The sequence below is a fragment of the Neorhizobium sp. PAMB6630 genome, assembly GCF_058242775.1.
This window is the reverse complement of the sequence record NZ_CM177836.1, coordinates 2,957,486-2,973,906: the sequence shown is the minus strand read 5'-3', so window position 1 is coordinate 2,973,906 and position 16,421 is coordinate 2,957,486. Positions and strand designations below refer to the sequence as shown.

Genomic DNA, 16,421 nt, shown 5'->3' with positions numbered 1-16,421 from the left:
TCCTGCCGATTTTCTCAATCCGATGTTAAGGCGCTTGCGGTCTTTTCATGGCTCATAGCCGGCGCGCAAACGCCTTCCCGTCGAACCAGAAGAAGCCGCAGAACAATCCCATGTCGTTAAAGAACCTGTCTCTCAACAAAAAGCTGATCAGCACCTTTCTCGCCCTGATGTCCGTCTGCCTCATCGCCTCTGCCGTGGTTTACTGGCAGGGGCTGAACTCGGCGGCGGCCTCGCGGGATCAGATGCAGGCGCAGGCCATTGCCGCCGCCGTTGGCCAGGCGCTGGAAGCGCAGATGGAAGAAGGCTTTTCCCAGCGCGGTTACCTGCTGTCGGGCAATGCCGCCATGCTGAACGCCATCACGGTGGCGCGAGACGGCGTGGTGAGCGCCCTTGCCGAAGCGCGCAAACAGGCCGCCGGCTTTCCGGCCATGGTCGCCACGCTTGACGAGATGCTGAGTGCGTCGAGCGCCTACAAGCAGCAGGTCATCGATCCGCAGATCAAGGCCCGCCAGGCCGGCGACGATGCGGTTCCGAGCAAGGCCCCGACCGAGGCAACCGCCGACAATGGTTCTGCGCCACTTGTCGCGTTCCGCGCCGCTGCGACCCGCATCAAGGCGCAGGTGGCGGATCTCATCCGCGCAACGGGTGAGACGCAGCAGAACTCGCATACCAATCTTCTCTGGACGCTGCTCATCGGCGGTGCCGTGGCCGGCATCATTTCTGTTGGCCTCATCTGGCTTCTGTCGCGCGCCATCGTCAGCCCCATCGTCGGCATGACGGATGCCATGTCGGCCCTTGCCGCCGGCAATCACGATATCGCCGTTCCCGCGCTCGATCGTGGCGACGAAGTGGGCCAGATGGCAAAGGCCGTTGCCGTGTTCAAGGATGCCGCCATCGAAAAGCTGCGCCTCAGCCGCGAAACCGAAGACATGCGGGTGGAAAGCGAACGCGAACGCCAGACCAATGACAGAAGCAAGGCGCATGAGGCCGCCGAAATCGAGTTTGCCATGAATGCGCTGGCCGATGGCCTGTCGCGGCTTGCCGATGGCGATGTGGCGACACGGCTCGAAAAGCCCTTTGCCAGCCATCTCGACCGTCTGCGCGTCGACTTCAACCAGGCGCTCGAAAAACTGCAGGATGCGCTGCAAAGTGTGGGCCGCAATGCCTCGGCCATCAATGCCGGTGCCGTGGAAATCCGCAGCGCCACCGATGATCTGGCCAAGCGCACCGAACGGCAGGCCGCTTCCGTGGAGCAGACGGCCGCTGCCGTCGAAGAGGTGACGACGACGGTCAAGGATTCGGCACGCCGCGCCGAAGATGTCGGTGAACGGGTGGAGCGGGCACGGGTCGGGGCGGAAAGATCCGGTGACGTGGTGCGCCGTGCGGTGGTCGCGATGGAAGGCATTTCCAAGTCGTCCAGTGAGATCATCAACATCATCAGCGTCATCGACGATATTGCCTTCCAGACCAACCTTCTGGCGCTGAATGCCGGCGTGGAAGCCGCCCGTGCCGGGGAGGCGGGCAAGGGTTTTGCCGTGGTCGCCCAGGAAGTGCGCGAGCTTGCCCAGCGCTCGGCCAATGCGGCGAAGGAAATCAAGACGCTGATCACCACGTCCAGCGCCCAGGTGAATGCCGGCGTGTCGCTGGTGGGTGAAACCGGCGAGGCGCTGCAGGCGATCGTGGTCGAAGTGCAGGAGATCAACGAAAACATCAAGGCCATCGTCACGGCGTCGCGCGAACAGGCAACGGGCTTGCAGGAAATCAACACCGCCGTCAGTGCCATGGATCACAATACCCAGCAGAACGCTGCCATGGTGGAAGAACAGACGGCGGCAAGCCATGCGCTGGCGCGCGAGGCAAGCGAGCTGGATGCACTGCTGCGCCAGTTCAAGCTTGGTGGCGCAGAGGCGCAGCGGAGGTTTGCCGACGTTCGAGCCTCAGCCCCCGCATCCAGCCGGACGTCACAGCCGGCACCGGCGGCCCGCGCAAGGCCATCGCCCCCTGCCGCAGGACCTCAGGCGATTGCCGCCATCGGCAGGCCAGCCAGCGCCGGCGCCGCCATCCGGCCAAAACCATCACCGGCCAATGCGCTGCACACGCGTCTCGCCAGCGCCTTTTCGACAGCAAGCCCGGCTGTGAAATCGGCGCCGAAAGCAGCCGCTGACAATTGGGAAGAGTTTTAGGCGACGGGTTCCGCCGGCTGTAAAATCAAGGAAAAATCCCGAACCGGTGCATGAAGGGGCAGACAATGGTCTGCCCCTTCGGCGTTTCAGGGCGCGCGTGTTGCTGCTCTGCAGCATTTCTGTGCATATATCAGTTTTACCGCAAGGTGCTGGCCTGCCTTGTTCGGGTTTAGGTAAAGACAATACATGATTATATTTGAATTAACTCACATTTAAGGATGCCACGCTAAGAATAGGGTTGTTGAAACAGGGCGGCGATCCTGACGCCTTGTTCCGGCAGAGCTTTTTATGCGCGGCCCGTACTTTCCGCAGTCTCAAAAGACGCGGCGGTGCCTTGTGGTGCGCATGCTGCTCTTTCACGTTTGCCCGGTGAATGATTTGCACGTGGCTCACTCAGATGAACGCCAGGTTCCCTGCAGGAGTGGCTTGTGAAACATATTTCTATCATCGGGAAATTTCTGATCATCATGGCAGGCTTTGGCCTGTTTACGCTCGGTATCGCGGTCTATTCCGCGCAGCAGATTTCAGACATTGATGACAACTACAGCCATCTGCTCACCAGCGAATCGTCCGCTGCGCTTTATCTTGCCCGTTCCAATCGCAGCATGCAGGCCATCCGAGCTTCCATCGGCGACCTGATGATGGCGCGCACAGACGAGCAGAACGCGGCCGCGGAAAAGAACATCCTGGACGCTCGTACGAGCTTCATGGGTTTCATGGACAAGGTTGCTTCCTCCATTCCCGCCAACACCGGCGTCTCTCAGCTGCGCACCGAAGTTCTGGCGGTTGTCGATCAAACCTGCGGCGCAACAATTGCCGCAGGCAAGAAGGCCACAAGCGACCAGGATATCACAGCATCGCAGGCGTTGTTTCAGACGCAGTGCCAGCCGGCATTCGCTGCGATCAGTTCCAAGTTCACCGCTTTGACGAACGAGGTCGTCGCCTCCGCTGACAAGAAGAGCGACGAGCTGACGGCCGCGACAAACGCAACTGTCAAGATTACCATCGGCGCTGTCCTCGGCGGTCTGGTGATTGTTCTTCTCGCCGGCTTCCTGGCCATCCGCTCCTGGCTCGTCAAGCCGATCCGCGAAATGTCCACCACCATGGTGACGCTCGCCAATGGCGATCTCGGCGTGTCCGTCGATGGCACGGATCGCCGCGACGAAATCGGCGGCATGGCAAAGGCCGTGCAGGTGTTCAAGGACAACGGCCTGCGGGCCCGCGACTTGGAACAGCAAGCCGATCAGGCCCGTTCCGCCTCGGAAACCGAAAAGGCCCGTGCGATCGAAGCCGACCGCGTGCGTGCCGAAGAAATGGCGCAGGCCACCGCTGGCCTGGCACAGGGCCTGAAACATCTGTCGGACGGCGATCTCACCTTCCGCCTCGCCGAACCCTTCGCCCGGGATTTCGAAGCCCTGCGCGCCGATTTCAACGCCGCCGTCGGCCAGCTCGCAGACAGCCTGCGCTCCGTCTCTGTTGCCACCGGCTCCATCGGCAACGGCACACGCGAAATCAGCCAGAGCGCCGAGGATCTTTCCAAGCGCACCGAACAGCAGGCGGCCTCGCTCGAGGAAACCGCTGCAGCCCTTGACCAGATCACCACGAACGTCACCAATTCGTCCAAGCGCACGGAAGAAGCCCGTCACGTGGCCGTCGAAGCCAACCGTTCGGCGCGTCGCTCCGGCGAGGTGGTGTCGAGCGCCGTTAATGCCATGCAGCGCATCGAGCAGTCGTCGAACCAGATTTCTTCGATCATCGGCGTCATCGATGAAATCGCCTTCCAGACCAACCTTCTGGCGCTGAATGCTGGCGTGGAAGCAGCACGCGCCGGGGAAGCCGGCAAGGGTTTTGCCGTCGTTGCCCAGGAAGTGCGTGAACTGGCGCAGCGTTCCGCCCAGGCCGCCAAGGAGATCAAGGACCTCATCCGCAACTCCGTCGATGAAGTCTCCACCGGCGTCAAGCTCGTGCAGGAAACCGGCGAGGCGCTGAAGGTTATCGAGCAGCAGGTGGTGACCATCAACACCCAGCTCGATGCCATTGCAACCTCTGCCAAGGAACAGTCGGTGGGTCTCGCCGAGGTGAATACCGCCGTCAACCAGATGGACCAGGTCACCCAGCAGAACGCCGCCATGGTGGAAGAATCCACCGCCGCCAGCGCTGCCCTCTCCAACGAGGTCAACAAGCTGCGGGATATCATCGGCCAGTTCCGTGTCGGCGGATCAACCGAAGGTGTTTCTGGAGCACGCCGTCCGGAAGCCGCTCGCAGCAATGCAAAACCCGTGGCATCACCGGCCCGCCGCATGATGGCCAAGGTCGCCGGTGCCGTCGGTCTCGGCGGCGGCGCTGCCGCCGAAAGCTGGGAAGAGTTTTAAGCCCGGACTGGGGACTAGCTAAAACATCAAAGGGGCGGCCTCAGGGTCGCCCTTTTTTCTGTTTGGGGCGGGAGTGATGTCCGGATGTCTCTTCTCCCCGTCATGACGGGGAAATGGTGCCGGCTGGCGGACGAGGGGCAGGGCAATCGCCATAAAGAAAGTCCCCTCCCAAACCCTCCCCACAAGGGGGAGGGCTTAACCCGGCCTCGCCGCCCGTTCAGGAAAGGGACGCCTGCCGCGTCGTTTCTCCCCCCTTGTGGGGGAGATGCCCGGCAGGGCAGAGAGGGTCTTGTTTCAAATGCGATTGCCACTTTGCGGGGGAGATGGCCGGCATGCCAGAGGGGTCTAACAGAAAACGGCGGCGATTGCCCGAAAGCTAGCCCGCCACGCCGACCTTCTGCGTCTGCCCCAGCGCCTTGAACACCGTTGACACGATGCCGGCGCGGTCAAGGCCGGCCTTGGCATACATCACCTCGGGTTTTGCCTGGTCCATCCAGACATCCGGCAGAACCAGCGAGCGCACCTTGAGGCCCTGATCGAGCAGACCTTCGTTGGCAAGGAACTGCATCACATGGCTGCCGAAACCGCCGACGGCGCCTTCCTCGATGGTGACGACGATTTCGTGGTGGCGGGCGAGCTGGCGGATGAGGTCATGGTCGAGCGGCTTTGCAAACCGCGCATCGGCAACCGTGGTGGAAAGACCCGCCGCATCGAGATCCTCGGCGGCAAGCAGGCATTCGGCAAGCCGGGTGCCGAAGGAGAGAAGCGCCACCTTGGCACCTTCCTTGACGATGCGGCCCTTGCCGATTTCGAGAATTTCGCCGCGCACTGGCATTTCGACGCCCACGCCTTCGCCGCGCGGATACCGGAAGGAGATCGGGCCGTCATCGTAAGCTGCGGCGGTGCGCACCATGTGCTTCAGCTCCGCTTCGTCGGCAGCGGCCATCACCACCATGCCCGGAAGCGTCGCAAGGAACGTGGTGTCGAATGAACCGGCATGGGTCGGGCCATCGGCGCCAACAAGGCCCGCGCGGTCGATGGGGAAACGCACCGGCAGGCCCTGGATGGCCACGTCATGCACCACCTGGTCGTAACCGCGTTGCAGGAAGGTGGAATAGAGTGCGCAGAACGGCTTGTAGCCTTCGGATGCAAGGCCGGCGGCAAAGGTGACTGCATGCTGTTCGGCAATGCCGACATCGAAGGTGCGCTTGGGAAACACGTCCTGCAGCTTGTCGAGCCCGGTGCCCGAGGGCATGGCGGCGGTGACGCCGACGATCTTTTCGTCGTGGCGGGCTTCCTCCACCAACGCATCGGCAAACACGGCCGTATAGCTCGGCGCATTCGGCTTGGCTTTCGCCTGCGCGCCGGTGATGACGTCGAACTTGTTGACGCCATGATATTTGTCGGCGGCAGCTTCGGCCGGCGCATACCCCTTGCCCTTCTGCGTCACGACATGGATCAGCACCGGACCTTTGCCGTTATCGCGCACATTGCGCAGCACCGGCAGGAGATGGTCGAAGGAATGGCCGTCGATCGGGCCGATATGGTAAAAACCCATTTCCTCGAACATGGTGCCGCCGGTCACATAGCCCCGCGCGTGTTCCACGGCGCGGGTGATCGCCCGGTCGATGTTCTTGCCGAGATAGGCGGTCAGTTTCTTGCCGAAATCGCGAAAGCCCATATAGCTGCGACCGGAGGCGAGACGCGCCAGATAGGCGCTCATCGCACCGGTCGGCGGTGCAATCGACATGTCGTTGTCGTTCAAGATGACGATGAGGCGCGCATCGAGCGCGCCGGCATTGTTCAGCGCCTCATAGGCCATGCCCGCCGACATCGCGCCATCGCCGATCACGGCCACCACATTGCGGGGCGTGCCGGAGAGATCGGCAGCCACCGCCATGCCAAGACCTGCCGAGATGGAGGTGGAGGAGTGGGCCGCGCCAAAGGGATCGTATTCACTCTCGGCGCGCTTGGTAAAACCGGACAGGCCGTCTTCCTGGCGCAGCGTCCGGATACGGTCACGACGGCCGGTCAGGATCTTGTGCGGATAACACTGGTGGCCGACATCGAAGATCAGCCGGTCATGCGGCGTGTTGAACACCTTGTGGATGGCAATCGTCAGTTCCACCACGCCAAGGCCCGCGCCCAGATGCCCGCCGGTTTTTGACACCGCGTCGATCATCTCGTCGCGCAGTTCGCGCGCAAGCTGCGGCAGGTCGCGGTCTTCGGTCTGGCGAAGGTCGGCCGGCAGCTTCACCTTGTCAAGCAGCGGCGTCTGAGGGCTGGATGTCACGAATGATGGCCTTTTCTGCTCTGGTCCCGAGCCTTCGTTTTCTCTCAAGATGAGATGGAACGCGGCTTTTTCAAGTCTCTCAAGCTCGCGCTTCTAGCGGAATTCACGGGCTTGGCAAAGGCACGAACTCTTCTTCGTCACCGGGCACGATATCGAAACGGCCCGTGCGCCACTCTTCTTTTGCCTGCTCGATGCGTTCCTTGGAGGAAGACACGAAGTTCCACCAGATATAGCGCTTCGCGTTCAAGGCCGCACCGCCAAACAGCATGATGTGACAACCGGTCTCGCCGCCTTTCAGCGTAATCTCATCGCCGGGCCTGAGCACCAGCAACTGATCCCTGGCTAAACAGTCGCCGGCAACCCAAAGTTCCCCTGAAAGAATATAGATCGCCCTTTCCTCATGGGCGGCGGAAAAGGGAAAGCTTTTGCCCGCCTCCAGCGAAAGATCGACGTAGAGCGTATCGGTGAAGGTCGGAACGGGGGAGGTGACCCCATCGAGCGCGCCGATCACCACCCGGCCGGAAATGCCTTGCATGTCGATCATCGGCATGTTTTCCCGCGCCGTGTGGGCAAAGGCGGGATCGATCTCTTCATGACTGTCTGGAAGGGCAAGCCAGGTCTGCAGGCCGGACATGGAGAGCGGATGTCCGCGCAGGTTTTCCGGCGTGCGCTCGGAATGCACGATGCCGCGCCCTGCCGTCATCAGGTTGATGTCACCCGGACGGATTACAAGCTCGGTGCCGAGACTATCGCGATGTTTGATCTCGCCATCAAACAGGTAAGTGACGGTGGAGAGACCGATATGCGGATGCGGTTTTACATCCAGCGCCTCATCCGCCTTCAGCACCGCTGGTCCCATGCGATCAAAAAAGATGAACGGCCCGACGAGGCGGCGTTGGCGCGAGGGAAGCGCCCGGCGCACGGAAAAACCGCCGATATCCGAGGAGCGGGGAATGATGAGGTTTTCGATGGCGTCGCAGGCAAAGGCATCGCCGGGTGCGGGATCGTTTCCGGGGAAAAAGGACATGGGTTTGCTCTCCAGTTGATGTGGCGGCTGTGCCCCTCTGGCTTTTTCCAGTATGCCACGGCCGGTTGCGCCCGTCTTGTCCATTTACCCTTTGGAGCGACACCGTTGACCTCCAAGCGTATGCGCTTTGACATTTCCTGCGCAAATCAGTAGGGAGAGGCATATCCCGCTGCGAACACTCGCGGCCCGCGCGTCAATGCGCACTAAAATCCGAAAGACAGGTAGATGTCCGAATTGAATGGCGCCGTCCCGGCGATCGCCAAGGCGTTGACGAAGCGCGGTTACGAAACCTTGACCCCCGTCCAGCAGGCCATGCTGGATCCGGCGCTGGTCACATCCGATGCGCTGGTCTCCGCACAGACCGGCTCCGGCAAGACGGTGGCCTTCGGCATCGCCATTGCGCCGACGCTTCTGGAAGAGGCCGAGCGCTTCGAGACGGCCCGCGCCCCGCTGGCGCTCGTCATCGCGCCGACCCGCGAACTGGCCATGCAGGTGAAGCGCGAGCTGGAATGGCTTTATGAACTGACCGGCGCCGTGATTGCCAGCTGCGTTGGCGGCATGGACATCCGCAACGAACGGCGCGCGCTCGATCGCGGCGCCCATATCGTCGTCGGCACGCCGGGCCGCATCTGCGACCACATTCGCCGCAATGCGCTCGACATGTCGGAACTGCGCGTCGCCGTGCTGGATGAGGCCGACGAAATGCTCGACCTCGGCTTTCGCGAGGATCTCGAATTCATCCTCGAGGCAGCGCCTGAAACCCGCCGCACGCTGATGTTTTCGGCAACCGTTTCGAGCGGCATTGCCAAGCTTGCCAAGCGTTACCAGCGCAATGCCGTGCGCATTTCCACCACGACGGAAGAAAAGCAGCACGCCGATATCGAATACCGTGCGCTGGTGGTGGCCCCTGCCGACCGCGAAAACGCCATCGTCAACGTGCTGCGCTTTTATGATGCCAAGAACGCCATCGTGTTCTGCTCGACGCGCGCGGCCGTCAACCATCTGACCGCCCGTTTCAACAACCGCAATTTCGATGTGGTGGCACTCTCCGGCGAACTCACGCAGAACGAGCGCACCCATGCGCTGCAGGCCATGCGCGATGGTCGCGCCCGCGTCTGCATCGCAACGGATGTGGCTGCCCGCGGCATCGATCTGCCCGGCCTCGATCTCGTCATCCACGCCGACCTTCCGACCAATTCGGAAACGCTGCTGCACCGCTCCGGCCGCACCGGTCGTGCTGGCCGCAAGGGCATCAGCGCGATGATCGTGCCGATCAACCAGCGCCGCAAGGCCGAGCGCCTGCTCGCCGGCGCCGATGTGACGCCGGAATGGGCTCGCCCGCCGTCGGCCGAAGAGGTGATCGGCCGCGACCAGGAACGTCTGCTCTCCGACCCGATTTTTGGCGAAGAGGCCCGTGAGGAAGAACAGGATATCATCGCCCGTCTGGTCGAGGCGCATGGTGCCGAAAAGCTGGCGGCGGCTTTCGTCAATCTCTACCGGTCGCGCCAGTCCGCCCCGGAAGATCTGATCGAGATTTCCGTCCAGCCGGGTGCGGCGAAAAAGCCCCGCGAAGGCGGTTTCGAGCGCCCGGAATTCGAGAGCACGCCCCGCACGCCGCGCGGCGAATTCGGCCCCTCCGTCTGGTTCTCGCTGTCTGTCGGGCGCAAGCAGAATGCCGAACCGCGCTGGCTGATCCCCATGCTCTGCCGCAACGGCAATCTCACCAAGGCCGAAATCGGCGCGATCAAGATGCAGACGGAAGAAACTTTCGTCGAAATCTCCGCCCAGCATGCCGAAACCTTTTCGCAGGCGATCGGCCAGAACAAGACGCTGGAACGCGGCATCCGCGTAACGCGCCTTGACGGTGCGCCCGATCTTTCCCGCCAGGCGGAAGCCAAGCCCTTCGTCAAGAAGGCCTACGAGGACCGCCCGGCCCGCGAAGCCCCGCGCGATGGCACCCGCGAGGACTGGTCGAAAAAGCCGAAGGGCAAGCCCGCCTTTGCCGGCGAAGGCGCGAAAAGCTTTGACAAACCTTTCCGCGACAAGCCGGCCGGCGATCGCCCGTTCAAGGACAAGGCCCCCTTCAAGAAGGAGGGCGGCAAGCCCTTCAACAAGGACGCCAAGCCTTACGCCAACGACGGCAAGCCCTTTGCCAAGAAGCCCAAGTCGCCCAAGCCTGCCGGCGGCAAGCCGCGCGTTTGAGCGTGACATCCGGGGTCTCGGCCCCGGACAGACCATCCGATTGACGAACAGCCGGCCTCTGGAGAGTGGCCGGCTTTTTCATGCCGGGGTTTCCGTGGGCGCGCCGCGCTCCAGCTCCGTCAGGCTTTCCAGCCGCTGTAATATTGCTTAAAGCGGAGGGCGGAAAAACATGCAAAAAGGGCAGGGGCGATGAACGAACTTCTTATTCTCGATGGCGGCATGAGCCGCGAGCTTCTGCGTCTCGGCGCCGAACTGGTGCAGCCGGAATGGTCGGCGATGGCACTGATCAATTCGCCCGAAATTGTGCGTCAGGTGCATGCGGAATTCATCGAAGCCGGTGCCGATGTCATCACCACCAATTCCTATGCGCTGGTGCCCTTCCATATCGGCGAGGAGCGGTTTGCGAAGGAGGGTGCAGCCCTCATCGATCTCTCCGGTCGTCTCGCCCGTGAGGCTGCGGACAATGCCGGGCGCAAGGTCACGGTTGCCGGTGGCCTGCCGCCGATTTTTGGTTCCTACGAGCCTGAAAACTTCAAGCCGGAGACCGTGCAGGACTACCTGTCGGTGCTGGTCGAAAATCTTAATCCCCACGTCGATCTCTGGCTCGGCGAAACGCTGAGCCTGATTGCCGAGGGCGAGGCGGTGCGGGTGGCGGTGAAGGAGACGGGAAAACCGTTCTGGATCTCGTTCACGCTGGCCGACGATCAGGCGCAGGTGGCCGCGCAGGCTGAGGGCGGCGAAGCCAAACTGCGCTCCGGCGAAACCGTGCGAGACGCCGCCCTCTGGGCTGCCGGTTCCGGCGCTGAGGCGCTGCTGTTTAACTGCGCCAAACCCGAAGTGATGGAAAAAGCCGTGCGCACAGCCTCGGCGGTTTTTGCTGAACAGGGCGTCGAGATCCGCATCGGTGTTTACGCCAATGCGTTCGAGAGCGACACGGATGAAACGGCCGCCAACGAGGGGCTGCACGAAACCCGCGCGGATCTCACCACCGACGCCTATTCGCGCTTTGCCTGTAATTGGGCCGATGCCGGTGCCACGCTGATCGGCGGCTGCTGCGGCATCGGCGCTTCGCATATCCACACGATTGCCGGCGCGCTGCGCGGGCGGTGAAATTTCTGGTCTGAGCGATAGATTTGGACGTGTCGGGGAAGTCCAAGAGGTAGATGCCTCTCCCCGAAAGATGGAAAGGGCAGCTTCTGCCGCCCCCTCATCCGCCTGCCGGCACCTTCTCCCCGAGGGGAGAAGGGATGTTTGGCCGGCCTTCGTTCTTTTGAGCAGTCGATGGAACTACAACATCTGCGTTTTACCCCTTCTCCCCAGCGGGGAGAAGGTGGCGGCAGCCGGATGAGGGGGCCTCTGGCACGGACGCCTGTTCCCGTTTTGCCTGCAACTGGGCGGATGCCGGTGCCACGCTGATCGGCGGCTGCGGCATTGGCGCTTCGCATATCCATACGATTGCGGGCGCGCTGCGCGGGCGGTGAAATTTCTGGTCTGAGCGATAGTTTTAGACGTGTCGGGGAAGTCCAAGAGGTAGATGCCTTTCCCCGAGGGATGGAAAGGGCAGCGTGCGCCGCCCCCTCATCCGCCTGCCGGCACCTTTGTAACTTCCCAATAGCCGCATTTGGGTGTGTAATGCCCAATGCGGTGGCGGATGGGAGACCGACAAACCTTTGGGACACCAAGCCCGTGGGAGAGCAAGGGTCTTCGTCCGCCGTTCCATCGAACCCGAACAGTCGCCAGGACCGCTTGCGCAGGCAAAGTCCGTTTAGGCAAGGATGGGAAAAGATGGATATCGTTGTTGGGATCGATGTTTCGAAGGATCGTCTGGATATCGCCGTGGCGCCATCCGGTGTGACGTTTGCGGTGGAAAATACGCATGCGGGCGTCGAAGATCTGGTCTCGCGACTGCAATCGATCAAAGCCAATGCCGTTGCCATGGAAGCAACCGGCGGGTTTGAGATGCTGGCGGTGGCGGCGCTGTCTTCGGCGGGCTTTGCCGTCCTCGTGGTCAATCCGGCGCAGGTGCGTTCTTATGCCAATGCGATCGGCCGTCGCGCCAAGACAGATCCGATCGATGCGGCAGTGATTGCCGCTTTCGTGATTGCGACCAAGCCAGAGCTGAGACCGCTCAAAGACTTGGAAACCCAGGCTTTGTCGGCACTTGTGGCCCGCAGGCGGCAGATCGTCCAGATGATCGTGGCTGAGGAAAACCGGGCGCGCATGGTTCTGGCGAAAGAGGCCCAGAAGAGCATTACGCGGTTGCTGAAAGCCCTCAAGCGCGAGTTGGAAAGTCTCGACGCCGATCTCGATGAACATATCCGCAGGTCGCCGCTGTGGCGGGTGCGCGAGCAGCTACTGACATCGGTGCCGGGGGTGGGGGCCGCCACCGCTCGCACGCTGCTCGCCGAGATGCCGGAACTGGGCAGTCTCGATCGACGTCAGATCGCATCGCTTGCGGGTCTGGCACCCTTTACCCGACAATCGGGCACGTGGAAAGGCAAGAGCTTCATTGGCGGCGGCAGGGGCAAAGTGCGGGCCGTGCTGTTCATGGCAGCCCTCGTCGCCAGCCGGCACAACCCCGTGCTCAAAGCCTTTCGTGACCGTCTCGTCGCAGCCGGCAAACCCAAGATCGTCGCCATCGTCGCAACAATGCGCAAACTCCTCACCATGCTCAACGCCATCATCCGGGACCAAAAACCATGGCAAAACGCTTGACTGCAAAGACAGTCGCTCTCCCCGAGGGGAGAAGGGATGATTGGCCGGCGCTTTGACCAACCTCGCAGGCGGTTGAGCCCGGCGGTTGCGTTTTACCCCTTCTCCCCAGCGGGGAGAAGGTGGCGGCAGCCGGATGAGGGGGGCCGCTTGCACCAACGCCGGCAACCCTGATGGACCCAGACACAGTGGCCAGAGACCCAGCTTCCAGGCAAGAAACGTTAGCCGTTCCCCCTCACGCCATCTGTGCAGCCCCGGGCCCGGCCACGGCGCCCGGCGGCACCTTGCCCATGATGATCATGCCGAGCACTTCGTCCTTGGTCACATCTTCCGTGCGCGCATGGCCCACAACCCGGCCGTTCTTCATGACGAACACCCGGTCGGCGAGGTCGAAGACGTCGTGGATGTCGTGGGAAATCAGGAAGATGCCGATGCCCTCGCGCTTCAGCTGGGTGATCAGTTCGCCCACCTGTGCGGTTTCCTGCGGGCCCAAGGCGGCCGTCGGTTCGTCCATGATGAGGATGCGGGCATCAAACAGGATGGCGCGGGCGATGGCGACCGACTGGCGCTGGCCGCCTGAGAGTGCGCGCACCGGTTCCTTGAAACGTTGGAAGTTGGGGTTAAGGCGGCCCATCACCTCGCGCGCCTTGGCCTCCATCGCCACATCATCGAGCGTGCCCCAAGGGGTGCGCAGCTCGCGGCCGAGATAAAGGTTGGCGGCGGCATCGACATTGTCGGCCACAGCCAGCGTCTGGTAGATGGTCTCGATGCCGAACTGCTTGGCATCGCGCGGGTTGTTGATCTCGACCTGCTCGCCATTGATGAAGATTTCGCCCGCATTGCGCCGGTAGGCGCCGGAGAGGATCTTGATCAGCGTCGATTTGCCGGCGCCGTTATGGCCGAGAAGCGCCACGACTTCGCCGGGGAAGAGGTCGACGGAGGCGCTGTCGACCGCATGGATACCGCCGAAGGAGATGGAAATGTCACGCATTTCCACGAGAGGTGTACGGTTTTGCGTCATGTCTCAGACCTCCTAGCGAGCCCGGGCGCGGTAGACGGTGTCGAGCCAGACGGCAAACACCAGCACCAGGCCGATAACGATACTTTGCAGCGGGGCGTCCATGCCGAGCAGCACCATGCCGGAATTCAACGACTGCATGACGATGGCGCCCAGCACGGCGCCGGCAATGGTGCCCATGCCGCCGGCAAGCGAGGTGCCGCCGATGACCGCTGCTGCGATGGTGTAAAGCTCGTCCAACGTGCCCTGCGCGTTGGTTGCCGCGTTGAGGCGGGCGGTGGAGATGGCCGCTGCGATGGCGCAGAGCACGCCCATCAGGGCAAAGATGCGCACGGTAACCCAGCGGGTCTTGATGCCCGCCAGTTCTGCGGCTTCCGGGTTGCCGCCGATGGCAAACACATAACGGCCGAACCGCGTTCGGTTGGTGAGGAAGTTCATGACGACCGCAATGCCAAGCGCAATCAGCACCGGAATGGCAATGCCGAGCGGGATCTCCAGCCCGCCTTCCGGCCAGGCGATGCCGTTTGCTTCGGCATAACGGCGGGCAAGGTTGACCGGCATGTAATAGCTGTTGAGCACATTGACCGCGCCAAGCAGGACGCCGCAGCCGACGATGCCGGTGAAATATTCAGCCCAGATCGGCTTTAACGGAAAACCGAAGCGCTTGCGCTGGCGCCGCGAATGGATGATCGACAGCACGATGAAGACGCAGGCGACGATGCCGACGATCCACGAGGCCGTCGCGCCGATCGAGCCGTCCGCACCACCGCCCATCAGGCGGAACGTGGTGTCCATGGGCGCAACGGTTGCGCCGCTTGTGACCATCCAGGCCGCACCGCGCCAGACCAGCAGGCCGCCGAGCGTGACGATGAAGGCGGGAACGCCTAGGAACGCGATGATGGCGCCCTGGAAGGCGCCGATCGCGCCGCCGAGCGCAATGCCGACGGAGAGCGTCAGGATCCAGGTCAGCGGGTGATCGAAGCCGAGCAGGGCCGGCAGGTATTTCGTCTGGGTGACCGCCATGATCATCCCGACAAAGCCGAGGATGGAGCCGACCGACAGATCGATGTTGCGCGTCACGATGACCAGCACCATGCCGGTTGCCATGACGGACACCGAGGCCGCCTGCACCGAAAGGTTCCACAGGTTGCGCGATGAGAGGAACAATCCGCCGGACAGGATATCAAATCCGACCCAGATGACGACAAGGGCAAACACCATGCCCAAAAGCCGCGTGTCCAATTCCGTTGCGTGAAAGAAACGCTGCCAGAGGTTGCCCTTGGCGTGGCGTGCGCTGCTGGAAGGCACGGCGATCGTCTGATCCGTCATGACCCTTCTACTCCCCTTTGTTATTTTTCAAAGCCACAGTCAGGCAATGGACGCCGCAAGCCAGTTGCGGCGTCCTGCCCGGTCTAGAACGGGTGGCCTTCGGTCGCTGCCTTATTTGCAGGCAGGAACGGCGCCGGGCTTGACGCCCTGGCAAAGCTCGGCCTTCGAAATCCAGCCGGCGTCCAGAACCACGTTCAGGTTGTCCTTGGTGATGGCCTGCGGCGTCAGGAACTGCGAGGTGATTTCCACGCCCTTGGCGCCGCCCTTGAACTTGGTGCTACCAGGGATGTCGCTGATCTTCTTGCCACCGGCAAGCGCCACGGCCACTTCGCCGGCCTTCTTGCCCAGCATGCGGCTGTCTTTCCAGACAGACACGGTCTGCGTGCCAAGTGCCACGCGGTTCAGAGCGGCCTTGTCGCCATCCTGGCCGGAGACCGGAACGGAACCGGCAAGACCCTGGGCTTCAAGCGCTGCGACAACGCCGCCGGCCATACCGTCGTTCGACGAAACAACCGCATCGACCTTGTTGCTGTTCTTGGTCAGGAACTGCTCCATGTTCTTCTGGGCAATTTCCGGCTTCCAGCCATCCGTATAGGCTTCGCCGACATTCTTGATCTTGCCGCTGTCGATGGCAGCCTTCAGCACTTCCATCTGGCCGGAGAAGACGAAATCAGCGTTCGGATCGGTGGAGCCGCCCTTGATGAACACGTAATTGCCGGTTGGCTTGACCTTGAAGACTTCCTTGGCCTGAAGACGACCGACTTCCTTGTTGTCGAAGGTGATGTAGTAGGTGTTCGGATTTTCGATCAGGCGGTCGTAGCCGATGACCGGAATGCCTTCATTGGCGGCCTTTTCGATGGCAGGACCAATGGCGCCGGAATCCTGCGCCAGAACGATGAGCGCGTTGGCGCCCTGCGAGATCAGGCTTTCGATGTCGGTCAGCTGCTTTGCGGCAGAGGTCTGGGCGTCAGCGGAAATATACTTGGCGCCGGCAGCCTTCAGGGCTTCCTTGATGGCGGCTTCGTCGGTTTTCCAACGCTCTTCCTGGAAGTTCGACCAGGAAACGCCAACGACCAGATCCTTGGCCTGAGCCGGAACATGCACGGATGTGATGACGGCAGCAGCGGCCATCAGCTTCAAGACGGATTTCATTTTAAACCTCCCGAGTGACGCGGGCCGCGAACCTCCTCGTCCGCCTGTGCCCGCTTGAAATAACCGTCGGCAAACCCCCGATCCCCTGAGAAAGATTGTTTTTCTCGACAGTCGAGAAAATATCTGGCAGATG

At 62.2% G+C, this 16,421-nt stretch carries 10 protein-coding genes and 1 pseudogene; 6 read left to right on the top strand and 5 right to left on the bottom strand.

Features of this window, described 5'->3' with window-relative positions; all coding sequences use genetic code 11:
* The first annotated feature begins 110 nt into the window (after positions 1 to 110).
* Together AC4CWF_RS14305 and AC4CWF_RS14300 are read left to right on the top strand one after the other, a co-directional pair.
* On the top strand, positions 111 to 2,183 hold the full coding sequence (locus AC4CWF_RS14305; RefSeq protein WP_491282310.1) for a HAMP domain-containing methyl-accepting chemotaxis protein: 2,073 nt from the start codon (positions 111 to 113) through the stop codon (positions 2,181 to 2,183).
* Positions 2,184 to 2,611: 428 nt separating this feature from the next.
* Positions 2,612 to 4,555 carry a methyl-accepting chemotaxis protein gene (locus tag AC4CWF_RS14300; RefSeq protein ID WP_491282309.1) on the top strand — a complete coding sequence of 648 codons (1,944 nt, stop codon included), beginning with the start codon at positions 2,612 to 2,614 and terminating at the stop codon, positions 4,553 to 4,555.
* A 376-nt stretch (positions 4,556 to 4,931) separates the two neighbouring features.
* Here the strand turns inward: AC4CWF_RS14300 and dxs are convergent, their stop codons facing one another.
* Positions 4,932 to 6,848, bottom strand: a complete 1,917-nt coding sequence (dxs, locus tag AC4CWF_RS14295; RefSeq protein ID WP_491282308.1) for a 1-deoxy-D-xylulose-5-phosphate synthase — start codon at positions 6,846 to 6,848, stop codon at positions 4,932 to 4,934.
* Between the two features lie 103 nt (positions 6,849 to 6,951).
* Positions 6,952 to 7,875: a pirin family protein gene (locus AC4CWF_RS14290; RefSeq protein ID WP_491282307.1), complete on the bottom strand. Its 924-nt coding sequence runs from the start codon at positions 7,873 to 7,875 to the stop codon at positions 6,952 to 6,954.
* A 225-nt stretch (positions 7,876 to 8,100) separates the two neighbouring features.
* On the opposite strand from AC4CWF_RS14290, the gene AC4CWF_RS14285 reads away from it, so the two are divergent.
* The 4 genes and pseudogenes from AC4CWF_RS14285 (at position 8,101) to AC4CWF_RS14270 (ending at position 12,792) form a co-directional block, all read left to right on the top strand.
* Positions 8,101 to 10,077: a DEAD/DEAH box helicase gene (locus tag AC4CWF_RS14285; protein ID WP_491282306.1), complete on the top strand. Its 1,977-nt coding sequence runs from the start codon at positions 8,101 to 8,103 to the stop codon at positions 10,075 to 10,077.
* A gap of 189 nt (positions 10,078 to 10,266) precedes the next feature.
* The gene (locus AC4CWF_RS14280; RefSeq protein WP_491282305.1) at positions 10,267 to 11,187 is read left to right on the top strand and encodes a homocysteine S-methyltransferase family protein; all 921 of its coding nucleotides are present in this window, start codon (positions 10,267 to 10,269) and stop codon (positions 11,185 to 11,187) included.
* Between the two features lie 254 nt (positions 11,188 to 11,441).
* Positions 11,442 to 11,558, top strand: a pseudogene (locus AC4CWF_RS14275) (homocysteine S-methyltransferase family protein); the annotation flags it as partial.
* A gap of 304 nt (positions 11,559 to 11,862) precedes the next feature.
* Positions 11,863 to 12,792, top strand: a complete 930-nt coding sequence (locus AC4CWF_RS14270; RefSeq protein WP_491282054.1) for an IS110 family RNA-guided transposase — start codon at positions 11,863 to 11,865, stop codon at positions 12,790 to 12,792.
* A 232-nt stretch (positions 12,793 to 13,024) separates the two neighbouring features.
* On the opposite strand, the gene AC4CWF_RS14265 is transcribed toward AC4CWF_RS14270, so the two are convergent.
* The 3 genes from AC4CWF_RS14265 to xylF form a co-directional block, all read right to left on the bottom strand.
* Complete coding sequence (locus tag AC4CWF_RS14265; RefSeq protein WP_491282304.1) at positions 13,025 to 13,810, bottom strand: ATP-binding cassette domain-containing protein; 786 nt, start codon at positions 13,808 to 13,810, stop codon at positions 13,025 to 13,027.
* A 12-nt stretch (positions 13,811 to 13,822) separates the two neighbouring features.
* On the bottom strand, positions 13,823 to 15,136 hold the full coding sequence (locus AC4CWF_RS14260) for a sugar ABC transporter permease (protein WP_491282303.1): 1,314 nt from the start codon (positions 15,134 to 15,136) through the stop codon (positions 13,823 to 13,825).
* A 111-nt stretch (positions 15,137 to 15,247) separates the two neighbouring features.
* Positions 15,248 to 16,288 carry a D-xylose ABC transporter substrate-binding protein gene (gene xylF, locus AC4CWF_RS14255; RefSeq protein WP_491282302.1) on the bottom strand — a complete coding sequence of 347 codons (1,041 nt, stop codon included), beginning with the start codon at positions 16,286 to 16,288 and terminating at the stop codon, positions 15,248 to 15,250.
* Positions 16,289 to 16,421 lie beyond the last annotated feature (133 nt).